This window comes from Streptomyces sp. NPDC096176, assembly GCF_044763255.1.
Taxonomy (GTDB): domain Bacteria; phylum Actinomycetota; class Actinomycetes; order Streptomycetales; family Streptomycetaceae; genus Streptomyces.
In genome coordinates this window covers 328,265-345,320 of sequence record NZ_JBIWFV010000007.1, presented here as the reverse complement: position 1 = coordinate 345,320, position 17,056 = coordinate 328,265, and the positions used below count along the sequence as shown (strand labels likewise).

13 protein-coding genes are annotated in these 17,056 nt (G+C 70.4%); 5 read left to right on the top strand and 8 right to left on the bottom strand.

What is annotated here, in order from left to right; all coding sequences use genetic code 11:
• Positions 1-37 precede the first annotated feature (37 nt).
• Positions 38-529 (bottom strand): type II toxin-antitoxin system PemK/MazF family toxin, encoded by a 492-nt coding sequence (locus tag ACIQ7Q_RS21860; RefSeq protein WP_403864467.1) that lies wholly within the window; start codon positions 527-529, stop codon positions 38-40.
• 63 nt (positions 530-592) lie between these two features.
• Here ACIQ7Q_RS21860 and ACIQ7Q_RS21855 point away from each other — a divergent pair, with 63 nt between their 5' ends.
• Positions 593-862, top strand: coding sequence for a hypothetical protein (locus ACIQ7Q_RS21855; RefSeq protein ID WP_403864464.1), 270 nt, complete (start codon positions 593-595; stop codon positions 860-862).
• Between the two features lie 132 nt (positions 863-994).
• Here ACIQ7Q_RS21855 and trxA read toward each other — a convergent pair whose 3' ends face one another.
• Entirely contained in the window at positions 995-1,393 is a 399-nt protein-coding gene (gene trxA / locus ACIQ7Q_RS21850; protein WP_403864461.1) for a thioredoxin, read from the bottom strand.
• Positions 1,394-1,511: 118 nt separating this feature from the next.
• Here trxA and ACIQ7Q_RS21845 point away from each other — a divergent pair, with 118 nt between their 5' ends.
• Both ACIQ7Q_RS21845 and ACIQ7Q_RS21840 read left to right on the top strand, forming a co-directional pair.
• On the top strand, positions 1,512-2,951 hold the full coding sequence (locus tag ACIQ7Q_RS21845; RefSeq protein ID WP_403864458.1) for a dihydrolipoyl dehydrogenase family protein: 1,440 nt from the start codon (positions 1,512-1,514) through the stop codon (positions 2,949-2,951).
• A 414-nt stretch (positions 2,952-3,365) separates the two neighbouring features.
• Complete coding sequence (locus tag ACIQ7Q_RS21840; RefSeq protein ID WP_403864455.1) at positions 3,366-6,005, top strand: SpoIIE family protein phosphatase; 2,640 nt, start codon at positions 3,366-3,368, stop codon at positions 6,003-6,005.
• 67 nt (positions 6,006-6,072) lie between these two features.
• Here the strand turns inward: ACIQ7Q_RS21840 and ACIQ7Q_RS21835 are convergent, their stop codons facing one another.
• The 6 genes from ACIQ7Q_RS21835 to ACIQ7Q_RS21810 all read right to left on the bottom strand — a co-directional run bounded on the left by ACIQ7Q_RS21835 (position 6,073) and on the right by ACIQ7Q_RS21810 (position 14,346).
• On the bottom strand, positions 6,073-8,451 hold the full coding sequence (locus tag ACIQ7Q_RS21835; RefSeq protein WP_403864453.1) for a collagenase: 2,379 nt from the start codon (positions 8,449-8,451) through the stop codon (positions 6,073-6,075).
• Positions 8,452-8,629: 178 nt separating this feature from the next.
• A complete protein-coding gene (locus tag ACIQ7Q_RS21830) occupies positions 8,630-9,646 on the bottom strand; it encodes an ABC transporter ATP-binding protein (protein ID WP_403864450.1) in 1,017 nt (338 codons plus the stop codon).
• Positions 9,643-10,671, bottom strand: a complete 1,029-nt coding sequence (locus tag ACIQ7Q_RS21825; protein ID WP_403864447.1) for an ABC transporter ATP-binding protein — start codon at positions 10,669-10,671, stop codon at positions 9,643-9,645. The genes ACIQ7Q_RS21830 and ACIQ7Q_RS21825 overlap by 4 nt, the downstream gene beginning before the upstream one ends.
• On the bottom strand, positions 10,671-11,657 hold the full coding sequence (locus ACIQ7Q_RS21820) for an ABC transporter permease (protein WP_403864444.1): 987 nt from the start codon (positions 11,655-11,657) through the stop codon (positions 10,671-10,673). Before ACIQ7Q_RS21820 ends, ACIQ7Q_RS21825 begins: the two co-directional genes overlap by 1 nt.
• The gene (locus ACIQ7Q_RS21815) at positions 11,654-12,583 is read right to left on the bottom strand and encodes an ABC transporter permease (RefSeq protein ID WP_403864442.1); all 930 of its coding nucleotides are present in this window, start codon (positions 12,581-12,583) and stop codon (positions 11,654-11,656) included. Before ACIQ7Q_RS21815 ends, ACIQ7Q_RS21820 begins: the two co-directional genes overlap by 4 nt.
• Before the next feature lie 14 nt (positions 12,584-12,597).
• The gene (locus ACIQ7Q_RS21810) at positions 12,598-14,346 is read right to left on the bottom strand and encodes an ABC transporter substrate-binding protein (RefSeq protein ID WP_403864439.1); all 1,749 of its coding nucleotides are present in this window, start codon (positions 14,344-14,346) and stop codon (positions 12,598-12,600) included.
• A 337-nt stretch (positions 14,347-14,683) separates the two neighbouring features.
• Here ACIQ7Q_RS21810 and ACIQ7Q_RS21805 point away from each other — a divergent pair, with 337 nt between their 5' ends.
• Entirely contained in the window at positions 14,684-15,409 is a 726-nt protein-coding gene (locus ACIQ7Q_RS21805) for a GntR family transcriptional regulator (RefSeq protein WP_403864816.1), read from the top strand.
• A gap of 195 nt (positions 15,410-15,604) precedes the next feature.
• A complete protein-coding gene (locus tag ACIQ7Q_RS21800; RefSeq protein ID WP_403864436.1) occupies positions 15,605-17,014 on the top strand; it encodes an alpha/beta hydrolase in 1,410 nt (469 codons plus the stop codon).
• Positions 17,015-17,056 lie beyond the last annotated feature (42 nt).

The window sequence follows — 17,056 nt, the reverse complement described above, 5'->3', positions numbered from 1 at the left end:
GGGCCGGCCCTTGACGACCGGCGCGGCGCGGCCGGGGTCAGCCCCAGCCGTAGCGCTCGCACAGTCGCCGCACGACCCGGTCGAAGCGCGGCCGGTCCAGCGCGCACGCCTCGCGGCGCATCCCCGCCTCGTGCACGCGCAGGACACGGTCCAGATCAACCCACGACTCGCGCCCGGCGGCGTCCCACGGCCCGACGCCGATCGGCACCCACTCGCGGTCGTCATCGTGGCGCTTGCTCGACAACTGCACGGTCAGCAGCGTTCCCGCCGCCTCCCGTGCCACCACCAGCACCGGTCGGTCCTTGCCACGGCCGTCGTTCTCCTCGTACGGCACCCAGGTCCACACGATCTCGCCCGGATCGGGATCGCCGTCGCGAGCCGGGGCATACGAAGTACACACCCGCCCGACCTGCAGCGGATCGGCCTCGGTCGTGGCCGCCGCGCCGGATCGGCCGGGCAGATCCGCTGTGCCGTCAAAGGGCACGGAGCCCTGCGCGCGGGGACCGGAGGAGGCGGAGGAGAACGTCATCGGACCACCGTAGTGCCCGTGGGCGACATGCGGTCGGGACGGTGGGTGTCTAGCGTCGCCTCCATGAGCACACAACCGCAGCGGTTCGGGATCCTCGTGATCCCCGAACACGTCGAAGGACACGACACCGCCCTGCTCAGCCAGGACGCCATCCGCGCGGCGGTCGTGGACGCCACCGGCGAACTGGGCGCGTCCGGCTTCCCGCGCTACGTGGGCGACGGTGTGGAGGTCGACATCGACCCGGAGACCCGGGCGGTGGAGGCCCTGCTGGTGGACGGCGCGGAACTGTCGCTGGGTCTGGTGGCGAAGGTGGTCGACGCGGACGAGCTGTAGCGGACCACGGCCGCACCGCCACCCCGACCGACGACTGTGGGCGCGTTTGCCGGGCATCTGCCCGGCAAACGCGCCCACAGTACGACTCTGCGTAACCGACAAGCCTCTCGACCGGAGAGCCCTCGGCCGGGATCAGGCCTCGGGCCGGCCGCCGTCAGAGGCGGCAGCCCCCTTCTGGGCTTCTTCGATCGACTTGCGGACCTCGTCCATGTCCAGCGCGCGTGCCTGCCCGATGACATCCTCGAGCGATGCCTCGGGCAGTGCCCCGGGCTGGGCGAAGACGGCGACGTTGTCACGCACGATCATCAGGGTGGGGATGGAGCGGATCTCGAACGCCGCGGCGAGCTCCTGCTGGGCCTCGGTGTCCACCTTCGCGAACACCAGATCGGTGTGGCGCTCCGACGCACCCTCGAATACCGGCGCGAACTGGCGGCAGGGACCACACCAGGAAGCCCAGAAATCGATCAGGACGAAGTCGCTGTCGGTCACGACCTGATCGAAGTTTTCCTTGGTGAGCTCAACGGTGCTCATGACGTGCTACCTCTTCCTGATGTCCGGCGGAATCGCCCCGCACAACGGTGCCCGGGGCCGCGCTATTCCTGCCCCTGCCCATGTGGCCAGGACGCACACCCCGCATCAGACTGACTCCATGACTCAAGCTGTGGAGTACGACGTCGTGGTGCTGGGGGCGGGCCCCGCCGGGGAGAACGTGGCGGACCGGACCAGAGCGGCGGGTCTGAGCACCGCGGTGGTGGAGAGCGAACTCATCGGCGGTGAGTGCTCCTACTGGGCCTGCATGCCCAGCAAAGCGCTGCTGCGCCCGGTGATCGCGCAAGCCGACGCGCGCAGGCTGCCCGGTCTGAGCGGCGCGGTGCAGGGGCCCCTCGACACCCAGGCCGTACTGGCCCGGCGCGACGAGCAGACCTCGCACTGGAAGGACGATGGCCAAGTTGGCTGGCTGGACTCCATCGGCGCGCGTGTCTACCGCGGCAGCGGGGTTCTGGACGGCGCCAGGAAGGTGACGGTGCACGGCCCGGAGGGCGAGCACCACACGCTCACCGCACGGCATGCCGTCGTGGTGAGCACCGGCAGCCGCGCTGTCCTGCCCGACATCCCCGGGCTCGCCGGCGCAGGTGCGTGGACGAGCCGCGAGGCCACCAGCGCCCGTGAGGCGCCCGGGCGGCTGGCGGTCGTCGGCGGGGGAGTGGTCGGCGTCGAGATGGCCACCGCCTGGCAGGCGTTGGGCTCGCAAGTGACCATGCTCGTACGCGGGCCGGGGCTGCTGCCCAGGATGGAACCGTTCGTCGGTGAACACGTCGCCGAAGCCCTCACGGAAGCCGGCGCCACGATCCGGGCCGACACCGAGGTGACCGCCGTCGAACGCCGGGGCGGCGCCGGCTCCGGACCCGTCACGCTCGTGCTCGGCAACGGCGAACGCATCGAGGTCGACGAGGTGCTCATCGCCACGGGACGCGCACCGCGCACCGACACCATCGGACTGGAAACCGTGGGACTGGAGCCGGGCTCATGGCTGACGGTCGACGACAGCTGCCGTGTGAAAGGCATCGACTGGCTCTACGCCGTCGGCGACGTCAACCATCGCGCGCTGCTGACACATCAGGGCAAGTACCAGGCGCGTATTGCGGGCGCCGCCATCGCGGCGAGGGCACAGCACGTACCGCTGCTGGAGACCGACCGCTGGGGCGCCCACAGTGCGACGGCCGACCACGACGCCGTGCCGCAGGTCGTGTTCAGCGACCCGGAGGCCGCGGCCGTGGGGCTGTCGCTCGCCGAGGCGGAACAGGCCGGGCACCGGGTGCGCGCCGTCGACTACGACCTGGCGTCGGTCGCAGGCGCCGGACTGTACGCGGAGAACTACCGCGGTCACGCGCGTATGGTCGTCGACCTGGACCGGGAGATCGTGCTCGGCGTCACCTTCGTCGGCGCCGGCGTCGGCGAACTGCTGCACTCCGCCACGATCGCGGTCGCCGGTGAGGTGCCGATCGACCGGCTGTGGCACGCGGTTCCCTCGTATCCGACGATCAGTGAGATCTGGCTGCGACTGCTGGAGACCTACCGCGAGGGATGATCCGGGGCCGCGGCCTGCGGGGGCGGGAGCAGCGCTGCCGCCCCGCAGGCGTTTGCTGCTGGTGGGTTGTGCGGGCCGTCGACAGCAATGCACAACTCCTCCGTGAGGGCGCGGCCGGATGCGGCTCATGGCTGAGCGAGTGGACCAGGACGGGATCATGCAAGGTGTCGCCGAAGGTCCCGCGGGCGGCACCCGGCCTGGGCCGCTGTGTCAGCCCGACAAACTCCCGGAACAGGCAGAACCCGTACGCCACCTCGAAGAACGCAACGCTGTGGTCGGTTTGCCCGCAGAGCATCCCGAAGTGTTAGAAAGGTCGATGTGGTCACACGTTTCGGCCGAATCCGGAGTGCACCGGTTCGGTCACGGACCGACAGGCAGCCCCGCAGCCTCGCCGGACAGGTCTTCGCCCTGCAGGTGGTTGTGGCGGTGCTGCTCGTGGCGACCGCGGTGCTGGCCCTCGTGCTTCAGTCACGACACGACAGCCACATGGAGGCGAAGCGCCGTTCCATCGCCGTCGCAGAGACGTTTGCCAACTCGCCGGGCCTTCTGGCCGCGCTGGACGCCCCCGACCCCTCCAAAGATCTCCAGCCTCTCGCCGAGGCGGCGCGGAAGGCGGCCGGCGTCGACTTCATCGTGGTGATGGACACGAAGGGGATCCGCTACACGCATCCCCAGCCGGACCGGATCGGGAAGAGGTTCGTCGGTACCATCGCGCCCTCGGTGGCCGGCCGCGTGTTCACGGAAAGCGTCGACGGCCCGCTCGGCCAGGAGGTACAGGCAGTCGTTCCCGTCCGCGACGACCAGGGCAAGGTCGTGGCCCTGGTGTCCGCCGGCTTGACGGTCAAGAACGTGACCGACGTGGTGGAGCGACAGCTGCCGATCATCTTCGGCGCCGGAGCCGCCGCTCTCGTCATGGCCACGGTCGGGACGGCGCTGGTGGCCAGGCGACTGCGGCGGCAGACCCACCGCCTGGGCCCGGCCGAGATGACCCGCATGTACGAGCATCACGACGCAGTGCTGCACGCCGTCCGCGAAGGTGTGCTCATCGTGGACACCAACGGTCAGCTTCTGCTGGCGAACGACGAGGCCAGACGGCTGCTGGACCTGCCCCCCGATGCCGAGGGCCGGCCCGTCTCGGAACTGCACAACCTTGATCCCGGAACGGTGGAGCTGCTGGCCTCGGGCCGCGTGGCGGTGGACGAGGTGCATCCGGCGGGGGAGCGGCTGCTTGCCGTGAACCAACGGCCCACGGACCGCCACGGTGGCCCCAAAGGGACGGTCGCGACCCTGCGTGATTCCACGGAGCTGCGGGCGCTGTCCGGCAGGGCGGAGACTGCCCGCGAGCGGCTGAAACTGCTCTACGACGCCGGGCTCGGCGTCGGTACCACTCTCGATGTGGTGCGCACCACCGAGGAACTGGCGAAGGTCGCGGTCCCCCGGTTCGCCGACTTCGTCACCGTCGATCTGGCCGACCCGGTCCTGCGGGGGGAGGAGCCGTCCGGTACGGGGACGGACATGCGCCGCACCGCCGTCCACGGCATCCGGGACGACCATCCCCTCTATGAACTCGACCGCCTGATCGACTTCCTCCCCTCCACACCACAGGCGCGAGTTTTCGGCAGTGGCAGGTCGGAACTGGTGCCCGACCTGGCGGCCGCGACCGGCTGGCATGCCCAGGACCCGGAGCGGACACGGCTGATCATCGAGTACGGCATCCATTCGCTGATCACGGTGCCCCTCCAGGCGCGGGGCGTCGTCCTGGGCATGGCCAACTTCTGGCGCTCCGAGGAGCCTCAGCCGTTCGAGGAGGACGACCTGTCCCTGGCGGAAGAGCTGGTCGCGCGGGCGGCGGTCAGTATTGACAACGCCCGCCGCTACACCCGTGAGCACACCCTGGCCGTGACTCTGCAGCGCAGCCTGCTGCCGCGTGCCCTGCCCAAGCAGGGTGCCCTGGACGTTGCCCACCGCTACGAGCCCGCGCTCTCCGGTGTGAGCGGTGACTGGTTCGATGTGATTCCGCTGCCGGGCAGTCGCGTGGCACTGGTCGTCGGGGACGTTGTCGGCCACGGCCTGCACGCAGCGGCCACGATGGGACGTCTGCGCACGGCAGTACAGAACTTCTCCACACTCGACCTGCCGCCCGACGAGATCCTCAGCCACCTCGACGACCTGGTGGGGCGCATCGACCATGAGGAGGCGGAGGAGGCCGCCGGTGCGGGGGTCATGGGTGCCACCTGCCTGTACGCGATCTACGATCCCGTCTCCCGCCAGTGCGCCATGGCGCGGGCCGGACACCCCTTGCCCGCACTGGTCCACCTCGACGGAAGCGTGACGTTCCCCGATCTGCCGGCCGGGCCGCCCCTCGGCCTGGGCGGTATGCCCTTCGAGACCGCCGAACTGGAACTGGCAGAGGGAACGCAACTCGTGCTTTACACCGACGGGCTCATCGAGGACCGCAGCCGGGACATCGACGTCGGGCTCGAGATGCTGCGTCAGGCCCTGGCGTCCCATCCCGACAGGCCGCCGGACACGAGTTGCCAGGCGGTGCTCGACGCGCTCCTGCCCGACCGGCCGAAGGACGACGTGGCGCTCCTCATCGCCCGCACACGGGCGGTCCCTGCCGACCAGGTCGCCGGTTGGGACATGCCGTTCGATCCCGCCGCCGTGGCAGGGATGCGCGCCGCCGTTGCCGAGAAGCTGGACGACTGGGGTCTGTCCGAGCTCGCGTTCGCCATGGAGTTGGTGATCAGCGAGCTGCTCACCAACGCCATCCGCCACGGCTCCGCGCCGGTCACCATGCGACTGCTGCGCGACCGCACCCTGACCTGCGAGGTGACCGACGGAAGCAGCACTGCGCCCCATCTGCGGTACGCGGCCACAATGGACGAAGGAGGCCGCGGCCTGTTCCTCATCGCGCAAATGGCCGAACGCTGGGGAACGCGCTACACCCCCCAGGGGAAGGTCATCTGGGCGGAACTGGCGCTGCCGCGACCCGACGAGAGCGTGGACGGCACAGCGTGGTTCGACGCCTTCGACGCCCTCGACTTGGAATGAAGAGCCCGCGCGCGCCACGGTGTGGGGCGGTGGCGTGCGCGGGGGCCTTGCGGTCCTGTTCGGTCCGTCAGGCGCGGAGGGGGCCCTCGCAGGTGTAGTGCGACGTGCCCGCGCGTCCGCCGGGCCAGATGTCCACGGCGGCGAAGAAGCAGTTCATGTCGGTCAGGTTGTTGTCACCGCCCGCGGCACGGTCGAGGAGGAAGTGATCGACCGTCTCCGACATGTCCTTGAAGACGCGGCCGGCGTCACCGGCGTCAGCCAGGTTGGCGGTGATGCGGCCGGTGCAGACGAACCGGGGACGCTCGGCGGTGCCGCTGTCGTGGCATGCGGGGGTGCTGCCGGTCGTCGCGGCGAAGGAGGCGCGGACCTGGTCGGCCGAGCCGTCGCGCAGTTGGTCGAGGGGGACGTAGGCCGTGTCCGGCACGAACAGTTCGTCGACGTGGGCGATCTGCGCGTCGAGGAACGCGTCGTATGCGTTCTGCAGCCCGGCGTCCTTGCCGAGGCGGTCGCGCCAGGCGTCGAACGCGGCCGGGTCGTCGGCGCGCAGGTTGCGGTACATCTCCTGCAGCAGTGAGGGACGCTCGGTCCACAGGAACTCGAAGAAGGTGCCGGCGTAGTCGTAGAAGCGGAAGCCTTCGCCGTCGTACGTGGCGTGCAACAGCTGGTCCACCGTCATGCGTGGTCCGTCGCTCGCCGTGTCGTCGATGACGCCCTGAACGAGCGACTTGCGGACCTTGACGCCGTCACTGCGGCTGGCCCCGGCGAAGAACTCCGCGGTGCCCTCGTCCATCGCCGTGGTCCGGTCGCCCTCGTACCAGGGGCCCTCGCCGAAGAAGCCGGGCACCGCCCAGCGGCCGTTGAGGTAGTGCCCGTACTCGTGGCGGAACAGCTCCTCCAGGGTCAGTGAGGAGTCCTGCGGCACGCGTCGCTGGTACGTGTAGAAGGTCGCGCCCTTCTCGATGTAGATGCCGCCGTTGTCGGTTCCCATCCCGGTCAGGAGCGGGTGGAAGACCTCGTACTCCCCGCGCGAGGAGTACAGGACGATGCTCAGGGTGGCGTTGGGGTCGCCCGCGAGGGGCTCCACACTGCCGACCACACGGTGGAACTGCGCCTTGACCTGCTTGCTCGCGTAGTACAACTGGTCGATCGTGGCCCGGTCGAGCCCGGAGCGGACCCTGATGCGGTCCGTGCCGTCGACACCGTAGACGGACGTGTGGGGGAACAGACGCTTCTCGATGTCGGCCGCGCACACGTGGTACTGGGCACAGGCCTCGTACACCCCCAGCCAGGCGGCGACCTTCGCCCAAGGGGCACTGCTGTCACCGAAGGTGCGTGCTGTGACGTTCAGGAGCGCGCCGAGGTCCGGGACGATCTGACCGCGCAGTCCGTCGACCTGGCCGAAGCGGCCGTACTCGTTCAGCGCGTCACGCACGACCCAGGCGTTGGGCCGGTCCTTGAGGTGGGTGTGGCGGGCGAAGGCCCGGAAGGCGGCACGGTAGGACGGGGCGGCCTTCACCGCGGCGTGGAAGGCGGCGTCCTGGTTGCCGGGGTAGACGCCGAGGTAGTTCAGGCTGAGCGCGGCGAGGGCGGCGCCGGCCCATGAGGTGTCCTGGGCGGTGTCGGGGTGCCGGGCGTCCATCGTGGCCAGCACATGGCGGACGAGGGTGAGCTGGTACTGGCGCAGGCCCGGTGCCGAAGCCGCGTAAAGCGCTTCGCGCAAGCTCTCCGCGTTGGTGCGGGTGGTGTCGAAGGTGCGGGCCGCCGAGCCGAAGCGGGCCACGGCGCGCCGCATGGTGGTCAGGGTCGGCGTGTCGGTGACGTCGATCTCGTCGCGCGAGAAGTCGTGGTAGGCGACGGCGTGGAGATACGTGAACATCTCCAGGATGTGGCTGCCGTTCCGGCCGTCGTGGGAGTCTGCGAGGCCGGTGATGCGGCGGGAGACGGCCTGGACGTGCGCGTCCGACATGACCGGGGTGAGACGCCGGTCCCAGGTCCACAGGATGGACCGCAGGCAGTCGTCGGCGGTGATGCCCGGATCGGCGAGGAAGTCCGCGAACCGCGCCGGGGAAAGGCCGGTCACGCCGTCGAGCGTGCAGGGCACGCGCGTGGCGCCGAGGGTGGCGCCCGTCGCGCCAACCTCGGCCCTGCCCTGCGGTTCGGGCGTACGGGGCCCGGGGACGCTGCCGCCGGTGAGGCCGTCAGGGGCCGTGCCGTGAGCAGCGCGTTCCGGGGTGTTCGCCAGGCGCTCCACCCGGTCCGCGGAGTCAGGCGGGGCGGCGGGCCGTATCGCCGCGGGGGTCGGGGGAGCGGTGGGCGCGGCCGCGGGGGCGGGCTGGGCGGTGGTCAGGCAGAGCGTGAAGGCGGTGGTGGCGGTGAGCAGGGCGGCGCTCAGGGACCTGCGCGCGTGGAGGCGCAGAGGTGGGCGCGGGTTTCTGGGCTGGAACACATCGGCTCCTGTGTGTGGGAGGTGGCAGAACAAGCGGTGGTGCGGCTGAGGTGCCTTGCGCGGTTCAACTCCCTTGCTTTGCATAGCAGTTGAACGCCAGGGCGTCATGTGATGCGTAACGTAGTAATGTGAAATGGCACTGTAAAGACCCGTGCACCGCGGATCGTGGACGGGCCGGTCAGGGAGCCTCGGGGAAGTGGCAGGCCACCTGACGGACCGCGCCGGGTGCCGGTGGGCCGAGCACCGGCGTCTCGGTCCGGCAGATCAGCTGCGCCTTCCGGCAACGGGGGTTGAAGGAGCAGCCGGGCGGTGGGGAGGCCGGGCTCGGCGGATCGCCGAGCAGCGCGATGCGTTCACGCAGCCGCTCTCCGGCCGGGTCCGGCAGCGGTACGGCGGACAGCAGGGACCGCGTATAGGGATGGGCGGGAGCGGCGTACACCTGCTCTTTTGGGCCGGTCTCGACGATGCGGCCCAGGTACATCACGGCGACCCGATTGCACACCCGCCTGACCACCGACAGGTCGTGGGCGATGAAGAGGTAGGCGAGGGAGAGCTCCCGCTGCAGACGGCCCATCAGGTTGAGGATCTGCGCCTGTACCGAGACGTCGAGCGCCGAAACGGGTTCGTCCGCGACGATCAGGCGCGGACTCGTGGCCAGGGCGCGGGCGATGCCGATGCGCTGGGCCTGGCCGCCGGAGAACTCGTGCGGATAGCGGTCGATGTGCTCCGGGACGAGCCCGACGAGTTCCATCAGTTCGGCGGCCCTGCGGCGTGCGTCGGCAGCCCCGGTGCCCTGGATCAGAAGGGGATCGGAGATGATCCGGGCCAGGGTCTGACGCGGATTGAGGGAGGAGTACGGATCCTGGAACACCATCTGGATCTCCCGTCGCAGCGGCCTCAGTCGGCGCTGGGAGAGGCGGGTGATGTCGCGGCCGTCGTACACGACCGAGCCGCCCGTCGGCTCCAGAAGCCGCACGATCATCCGCCCCGTGGTCGTCTTGCCGCAGCCGGACTCCCCCACCAGGCCGAGGGTCTCGCCCCTCGCGACGTCGAATCCGACTCCGTCGACGGCCCGTACGGGACTGGCCGAGCGGCGTCGCCCGCCGGGGAACGTCATGGTCAGACCCCGTACGGACAGCAGAGGGCCGTCACCGGGCCGTGCGGGGCCGGGAGGTGCCGTGTCGTCGTTCGTCATGGCGTGACCTCTCCGGCCGGGGCGTAGGGGGCCGTGTCCGAGCCCAGAGGAAGATGGCAGGCGACGGTGTGCCCCGCGACGCTCACCGGTCCGGGCCTGACCCGCTCGCACCGCTCCCGCGCCTCGGCGCCGGCCGAGGCGGCCCGCGGGCACCGGGGAGCGAACGCGCAACCGGGCGTCGGTGCGAGGAGGGACGGCGGGCTGCCGGGGATCGCGCGGAGCGGGCCGTCGTCGGCGTCGTCGAGCCGGGGCAGGGACTCGAGCAGACCCCGCGTGTAGGGGTGGGCGGGTGCGGCGAACACGGCCTCCACCGGCGCCCGTTCGGCCGCCCTTCCGCCGTACATGACCAACACCTCGTGGGCCACGCGAGCCACGACACCGAGGTCATGCGTGATCATGACGACGGCGAGGTCGCGCTCCTCCTGGATCCGGATGATCAGTTCCAGGATCTGGGCCTGCACGGTGACGTCCAGAGCGGTGGTGGGCTCGTCCGCGATCAGCAGGGCCGGCTCGCAGGCCAGCGCCATGGCGATCATCACCCGCTGGCGCATCCCCCCGGAGAACTGGTGCGGGTACTCCCCGGCCCGTCGCCGCGGCTCCGGAATCCCGACCTCGGCGAGCAACTCGACGGCGCGCCGCCGGGATGCGGCGCGACGGGACCCGAAGTGGACCCGGTGGTGCTCGGCCACCTGCTCGCCCACCGTGTAGTAGGGGTGCAGACTGGAGAGCGGGTCCTGGAAGATCATCGCCATCTGCCGGCCGCGCAGCCGGTTCAGCTCACGCTCGGGGAGCCCGACCAGCTCACGGCGGTCCAGGGTGATGGAACCGGTGACCTCCGCGCTCGTGTGCAGGCCCATCACCGCCATCGAGGTGACGGACTTGCCGGAGCCGGACTCACCGACGATGCCGAGGGTCCTGCCGCGTCCGACGTCGAACGAGAGCGAGTCGACCGCCCGCACGGGCCCGCCGTCGGTGGGGAAGGTGACGGTCAGGTCGCGTACGGACAGCAGGGATTCGGCGACCATCACAGCCTCACTCGTGGATCGACGACGGCGTAGAGCAGGTCGACGGCCAGATTGGCGACGACGATGAAGGCGGCCGCGAGCAGCGTCACGCCCAGGATCACCGGCTGGTCGCCGGTGGACAGGGCCCCGTAGAACAGCCGCCCGACGCCTGGGAGTCCGAAGATGGACTCGGTGATCACCGCGCCGGCGAGCAGGCCGCCGAGGTCCATGCCGAAGAGGGTGAGGACGGGTGTCATGCCGGCACGCAGGCCGTGCTTGACGACGACGGTGCGGCGCGGCAGGCCCTTGGCGCGGGCGGTGCGGATGTACGGCTCCGCCATCGTCTCGATCATCGAACTACGGCTCTGGCGCGCGTACATGGCCGCGTAGAGCAGAGCGAGAGCCAGCCACGGCAGCAGCAGGTTCGACGCCCATCGCCCGGGGGCGTCGGCGAAGGGCACGTACTGGGGATACGGGAGCAGGCCCGCCACCTGGATGACGCCGTAGATCAGCATCATCGCGGTGAAGTAGACCGGCAGCGAGGCAGCGCCGACCGCCCCGACCATCAGGACCCGGTCGGTGAGGGTGCCCTTCCGCAGGGCCGCGACCGTGCCGGCGCTCAGGCCGAGCGCCAGCCACAGCACCGCTGCGCCGAACGCGAGCGAGGCGGAGACCGGGAGGCGGTCCATCAGCAGGTCCCACACAGCCTCGCTGTTCTCGTACGAATAGCCCAGGCACGGGAAGTGGCACTGCAGGGCGTAGGGGCCGCTGCCCGTCGTGCGGCCGGTGAAGATGCCGCTGACGAAGTCCCAGAACTGCTGCCACAGCGGCTGGTCGAGCCCCATGTGGGTGCGGATGGCGGCCAGCCGCTCGGCGCTGCACGCTTTTCCGCAGGCTGCCGCAGCGGGGTCGGAGGGAAGGACGTGGAAAATGGTGAAGGTGACGGCGGCGACGGCGGTCAGCACGCCTGTCACGGCGGCCAGCCGCCGCAGCGTGTACAGGATCACGCGCGGCCGCTCCTCGGATCCAGGACGTCCCGCAGGGCGTCGCCGAGCAGGGTGAACGCGAGCACGGTCAGGAACAGGCAGGTGCTCGGAACGATGAAGTACATGGGGTCCGTGTCGTAGAAGGCGACACTCTCGGCGATCATCTGACCCCAGGAAGGCGTGGGCGGGCGGATGCCGACGCCCAGATAGCTCAGGGCGGCCTCGGTGGCGATCATCCCGGGGACGATCAGGGTGGTGTACGCGATGACGGGCCCGGCCAGGCCGGGCAGGATGTCGCGGGTGAGGATGCGCCAGGGACCGGCGCCGCCGACGCGGGCGGCGTCGACGTGGTCCCGGTGCTTGAGCGAGAGCGCCTGTCCACGCACGACACGGGCGATGCCCGGCCAGCCGAACAGGCCGATGACCGCGGTCATCAGCACGATCCGGTTGACGTCGCGGGCCACGGACATCATCGCGATCATGAAAATCAGGGACGGGAAGGACATGGTCAGGTCCATCAGCCGGGAGAGCACGGTGTCGGTGCCGCCGCCGAAGTAACCGGCCGCGGTCCCCGCCGCGACCCCCGCGATCACCACGATGGCCGTGGCGGCGAAGGCGATGAGCAGCGAGACCTGCGCGCCGTGCACGACGCGTGCGAACAGGTCGCGGCCGGTGACTGGTTCGACGCCGAGCCAGTGCTCGGCGGAGACACCGCCGAGCGGCCCGATGGGCTGCCCGCCGAGATAGGGGTCGACGGCGCCCTTGTCGAACTCCTCGGGTCCCCAGCCGCTCAACGAGGTGAGCAGCGGCGCGGCCGCCGCCATGAACACGAAGAGGGCCACGACGGCGAGAGAGAGTTTCACGGAGGTCCGGCGGCGCAGTTCCGCGCGGGCCAGCTGCCAGGGGCCGCTGCCCGGGGGAACGGTCAGGGGTTCGGTGAGTGCCATGATCGGCCGGCTCCTCAGCGGCCGCTCTGGGAGGGGTCCTTGAGGCCGACCGTGGCGTAGTCGATCTGGCCGCCGAAGGAGGTGTGGCCGAAGGCTCCGGCGATGTTGGTGCCGAGCAGCAGCGGCATGCGCTCGATGACGGCGGGCGCGGTCGGCGCCTTGGCGAGGATCCGCCCGTCCAGGTCCTGCCAGGCCTTGGCGGCCTGCCGGACGTCGGTCATGGCGGCGATCTCGTCCATCCGGCGCATGGTCTCCCGGTCGCGGAAGAGCGAGTGGTTGCCGGAGTTGCCCTTCTCCTTGATGTAGCGGCCGTCGAAGACGAAGGGCAGGAAGGTGGAGCCGGAAGGGTAGTCCGGGCACCAGCCGGTGTAGACGAGGTCGGTGCGGTTCCGGGTGTCGCCGATGGTGTCGTAGAAGGCGGACGGGTCGACGGTTTCGATGGTGACCTTGATCCCGGCCCGGCCCAGCGACTGCTGGATCGCCTCGCCCACGCCCTTGTCCCCGTTCGACACGGTGAGGTCGGTGGCGAAGCCGTCCGGACGGCCGGCCTCCTCGAGGAGCCGCTCGGCCTCGGCCACGTCGCCGGTGAGGGGGATCCTCAGGGTGTCCGACTGCTTGCCGCCGAAGAGGGAGCCCGGCATCAGGGCCGTGGCCGGCTCACCCAGCGCCGGACCGCCGGACGCGGTGAGGACGGCTTCGCGGTCGAGGGCGTACTGCACGGCCTGACGGACCTTCACATCGTCGAACGGCGCACGGCCCGTGTGCATCTGGAGCATCTCGGTGCAGTTGGTGGACTCGGCGAGCAGCCGTGCCCTGGCGTCGGCCTTCGTGATCACCTTCGGGGTGCTCTCGGGACGCAGCTTGCCCCAGGGAACGGCAGAGGCGTCGGCGCCGGAGGAGGCGATGAGTCGGTCGTCGATCTGGTTGCCCTTCAGGCCCATCGTCACGACGATCCTGTCCGGATACGCCTTGCGCACGGTGTCGGACTCCGGGTCCCAGTAGGGGTTGCGGACCAGCACCAGTTGCTTGTCCCGGGCGTACGTCTCGATCCGGTACGGGCCCGAGGAGAAGGGGCGATTGTCGTAACGGGGGCCCGTGTCCCTCGATTTCGGGACCGGGGCGAACGTCGGCAGCACGGTGGCGTACGAGAACTCGGCGAAGGGCTTGCGGAGTTCGAAGACGATCGTGTGGTCGTCGGGTACCTTCACGGAGTCGAGGCGCTTGCCCTTGGCCGGTCCCCGGTAGCCTTCCGCGCCGGCGAGGTAGCGGGCCGCGTAGTCGGGGCCGCCGGGGAGGTCGGGCGAGAAGGACCGTTCCACGTTGTACTTGATGTCGTGGGCGGTGATCGGCGACCCGTCCTCGTACTTCAGTCCCTTCTTGAGCCTGAATGTCCATGTGCGGGCCCCGTTGGAGGACGTGCCGAGGTCCTCGGCGAGGTCGGGGGTCAGCTCCCCGCCGGCGGCGGCGGGCGCGGCCCGGTAGGTGACGAGGGTGCGGTAGAGCAGCCGGGTGCCGAAGTCCATGTCGCCCATGACCCAGTTGCGGGCGGGGTCGAGGTGGGTGAAGTCCTGGTTGGACAGGACGGTGAGGGTGCCGCCCTTCGTGGGGGTGCCGCCGATGACGGCGCCCTGGTTGGCGAGAGCGGGGTTCGTGCCCCGACCCCTGTTGTCGTCGGAGCGCGAGCCGCCGGAGCAGCCGGCCGTGCCGAGGGCCAGGGTCGCCACCAGCGCGGCGGCGAGGACGGTGCACGTGCGCTTGTCCATCAGTGGTCACTCCGTGAACGGTCGGACAGCCAGGGGCGGCTGGGGTGTGACCCGTAACATAGTAATGTGAAATTGTACTGACAAGAGGTGTGCGCGAATCGAACAGGACGCGTGCCTGCCCGCCGAGCGACTCCTCCAACTCCCCTGGGGCAGAACGGAAGCATCCGGCCACGGGCCGCGGGAGCAGCGTCGGGCGCGTTCTGCGCATTCGGCGGGACCCGCGCACCCGGCCCCTGCCACGGGTGGCCCGTCCGAGGGACCTGCGAAAACAACGTGACATTGTACGCTGGTGATCCTCTCGGCCACGAGGGCACAGGGCGAAGGGAACACCACCACCATGGGCCACCTGACACAGCGCAATCTCGTCACCGCCAGGGAGCGACTGCGTGACCAGGTTGCCCACGCCCTGCGCGCCGCGCTCATCTCCGGCGAACTGCGCCCGGGTGAGATCTACTCGGCCCCCGGCCTCGCCGAGGACTTCGGGATCTCCGCGACACCGGTGCGCGAGGCGATGCTCGACCTGGCCCGGGAGGGTCTCGTCGAGCCGGTCCGCAACAAGGGCTTCCGCGTCACCGAGGTCAACGAACGCGATCTCGACCAGTACACGGAGATCCGCATTCTGATCGAGGTGCCCATGGTCCGCCGGATCACCCGCAGCGCCTCCCGCGAGGACCTGGAGGCGCTGCGGCCGGTCGCCGAGGAGATCGTGCGCGCCGCGCGCGAGCACGACCTCATCGGCTATCTCGAAGCCGACCGGCAGTTCCACCTCTCCCTGCTCGCGCTCGCCGGCAACGACCGGCTCGTCGAGACCGTCGGCGATCTGCGCAAGCGCTCACGGCTGTACGGCCTGACCGCCCTCGACGAGCGCGACCAGCTCATCCCGTCCGCGGAGGAGCACATCGAGCTGCTCGACCTGATGGTGGCGCGTGACGCCAAGGGCGCAGAGAAGTGCATGGCCCGCCACCTCGGGCATGTGCGCTCGCTGTGGGCCGAGGGCGCTCGGGAGAAGCAGGAGCAGCCCGCCGCGCCCGGCCCGAGGCGGAGGTTGGGCACGGCCCTCTGAGCCCGGCACGGAAAGCCGCCGGGCAGGGCCTCTGAGCCCGGCGCGGAGGACCGCCGGGCCCGTCACTCGAGGCCACGTCCAAGGGGGGACGGCGTGCCGGGCGTTGGGCCGAGGCGGGGATTGGGCGCGGGCCGTTCGAGGTACTGCGGGTGTCGTGTGCGGCGGCGGCAGGCAAGGCTCGTACGTTCTGCTGGCATGACGCACTCATCGGATGCCGGCGCCTCCGGCCACACCCGCCGCACCGCGCTCGCCGGGCTCGTCGGCGGCGTGGGCGCCGTGATGACCACCGGTTGCAGCGCCCAGAACGCCTCGTCCGCGCAGGCGCCCACCCCCAGCCCCACGGCGTCGGGTGCCCGGTCGCAAGGACCCGCGCCGGGCGTCATGGCGCTCTTCAAGAACCCGGAGTTCAACTTCAACGGGCTGTGGACGCTGGGGGGTTCCGGCGCCGGCGCCGGCGAGGTGGGCGAGGTACTCACCGCCGTCAACGGCATCAACAAGGCCGGTCTCTCCGCGCAGAGTTACGTCGAGACCTTCAAGAAGCTCGGCGACCGGCTCATGGACGCTCCCGAGGGCAGCAAGCCGGACCGGGAGACGGAGCGCTTCCGCGCTCTGCGGGCGGCGCAGTACTACGCCCAGGCGCTGTTCTTCGTGCTCGGTTCCGACAACCCGGGCAACGAGAAGCAGCTGTACCAGGCCGGGCGCGGCGCCTGGGACAGGTTCTGCAAGCTGACCGACCCGGCGCCGGTGACGGCGAACGTCCGGTACGGCAACACCCCCATGCCGGTCTGGTTCTTCCGCCCGGAGGGTCCCGGCGGGAGACGCCCGACCGTGATCCTCACGAACGGCAGCGACGGTCAGAACGTCGACATGTGGACCTACGGTGTCCAGGCCGCCCTCGCGCGCGGCTGGAACGCCCTGGTGTACGACGGGCCCGGCCAGGGCCAATTGCTCTTCGTCGACCAGGTGATCTTCTCCCCTCGCTGGGAGCAGGTCGTCACCCCCCTCGTCGACTGGCTGGTCGCCCGCCCGGACGTCGACCCCGACACGATCGCCCTGACCGGGCTGAGCATGGCCGGAGACCTGGCGCCTCGGGCCGCGGCCTTCGAGAAGCGCATCGCCGCGCTGGTGGCAATGCCGGGTTGCCTGGTCCCGTGGCTCGGTTTTCCGCCGGAGGTCCGGCAGATCCTCACTCCGAGCAAGGCGGAGACAAACAACATCTGGAACAAGGAGGTCGTTCCGGAGCTGCCTCCGGCCGATGCCGCGACGCTGAGGAAGCGCATGGAGCCCTTCTCCGTCCCGGCGATGCTCGACGCCCGCGAAGGAAAGACGTTCACCGACTTCTACACTCCCGCGAAGCGCATCCAGGCGCTCGACATCACGAACGTCGTCGGCCGCATCACCATGCCGACACTGGTCCTGGACTACGAGTTCGAGCAGTTCTACCCCGGCCAGGCACGCCAGATGTTCGACAAGCTGACCTCGCCCAAGGACTACGTCAAACTCACCGCGGCGGAGGGGGCCCAGCTGCACTGCTCCCCGATGGCCCCGCAGCTGCACTGCGAGGTCGTCTTCGACTGGCTGCAGGAGACGCTGGCGGGGAACTGACCCCGGCGGGCCTTCCCCGCGGGGCTGCCGGGGAGCTTTCCC

What these genes read in the sequence shown, in the direction of transcription:
- ACIQ7Q_RS21860 (WP_403864467.1), bottom strand. Translation starts at nt 529, where the DNA reads ATGACGTTCTCCTCCGCCTCCTCCGGTCCCCGCGCGCAGGGCTCCGTG.
- ACIQ7Q_RS21855 (WP_403864464.1), top strand. Translation starts at nt 593, where the DNA reads ATGAGCACACAACCGCAGCGGTTCGGGATCCTCGTGATCCCCGAACAC.
- trxA (WP_403864461.1), bottom strand. Translation starts at nt 1,393, where the DNA reads ATGAGCACCGTTGAGCTCACCAAGGAAAACTTCGATCAGGTCGTGACC.
- ACIQ7Q_RS21845 (WP_403864458.1), top strand. Translation starts at nt 1,512, where the DNA reads ATGACTCAAGCTGTGGAGTACGACGTCGTGGTGCTGGGGGCGGGCCCC.
- ACIQ7Q_RS21830 (WP_403864450.1), bottom strand. Translation starts at nt 9,646, where the DNA reads ATGACGAACGACGACACGGCACCTCCCGGCCCCGCACGGCCCGGTGAC.
- ACIQ7Q_RS21825 (WP_403864447.1), bottom strand. Translation starts at nt 10,671, where the DNA reads ATGGTCGCCGAATCCCTGCTGTCCGTACGCGACCTGACCGTCACCTTC.
- ACIQ7Q_RS21815 (WP_403864442.1), bottom strand. Translation starts at nt 12,583, where the DNA reads ATGGCACTCACCGAACCCCTGACCGTTCCCCCGGGCAGCGGCCCCTGG.
- ACIQ7Q_RS21810 (WP_403864439.1), bottom strand. Translation starts at nt 14,346, where the DNA reads ATGGACAAGCGCACGTGCACCGTCCTCGCCGCCGCGCTGGTGGCGACC.
- ACIQ7Q_RS21805 (WP_403864816.1), top strand. Translation starts at nt 14,684, where the DNA reads ATGGGCCACCTGACACAGCGCAATCTCGTCACCGCCAGGGAGCGACTG.
- ACIQ7Q_RS21800 (WP_403864436.1), top strand. Translation starts at nt 15,605, where the DNA reads ATGACGCACTCATCGGATGCCGGCGCCTCCGGCCACACCCGCCGCACC.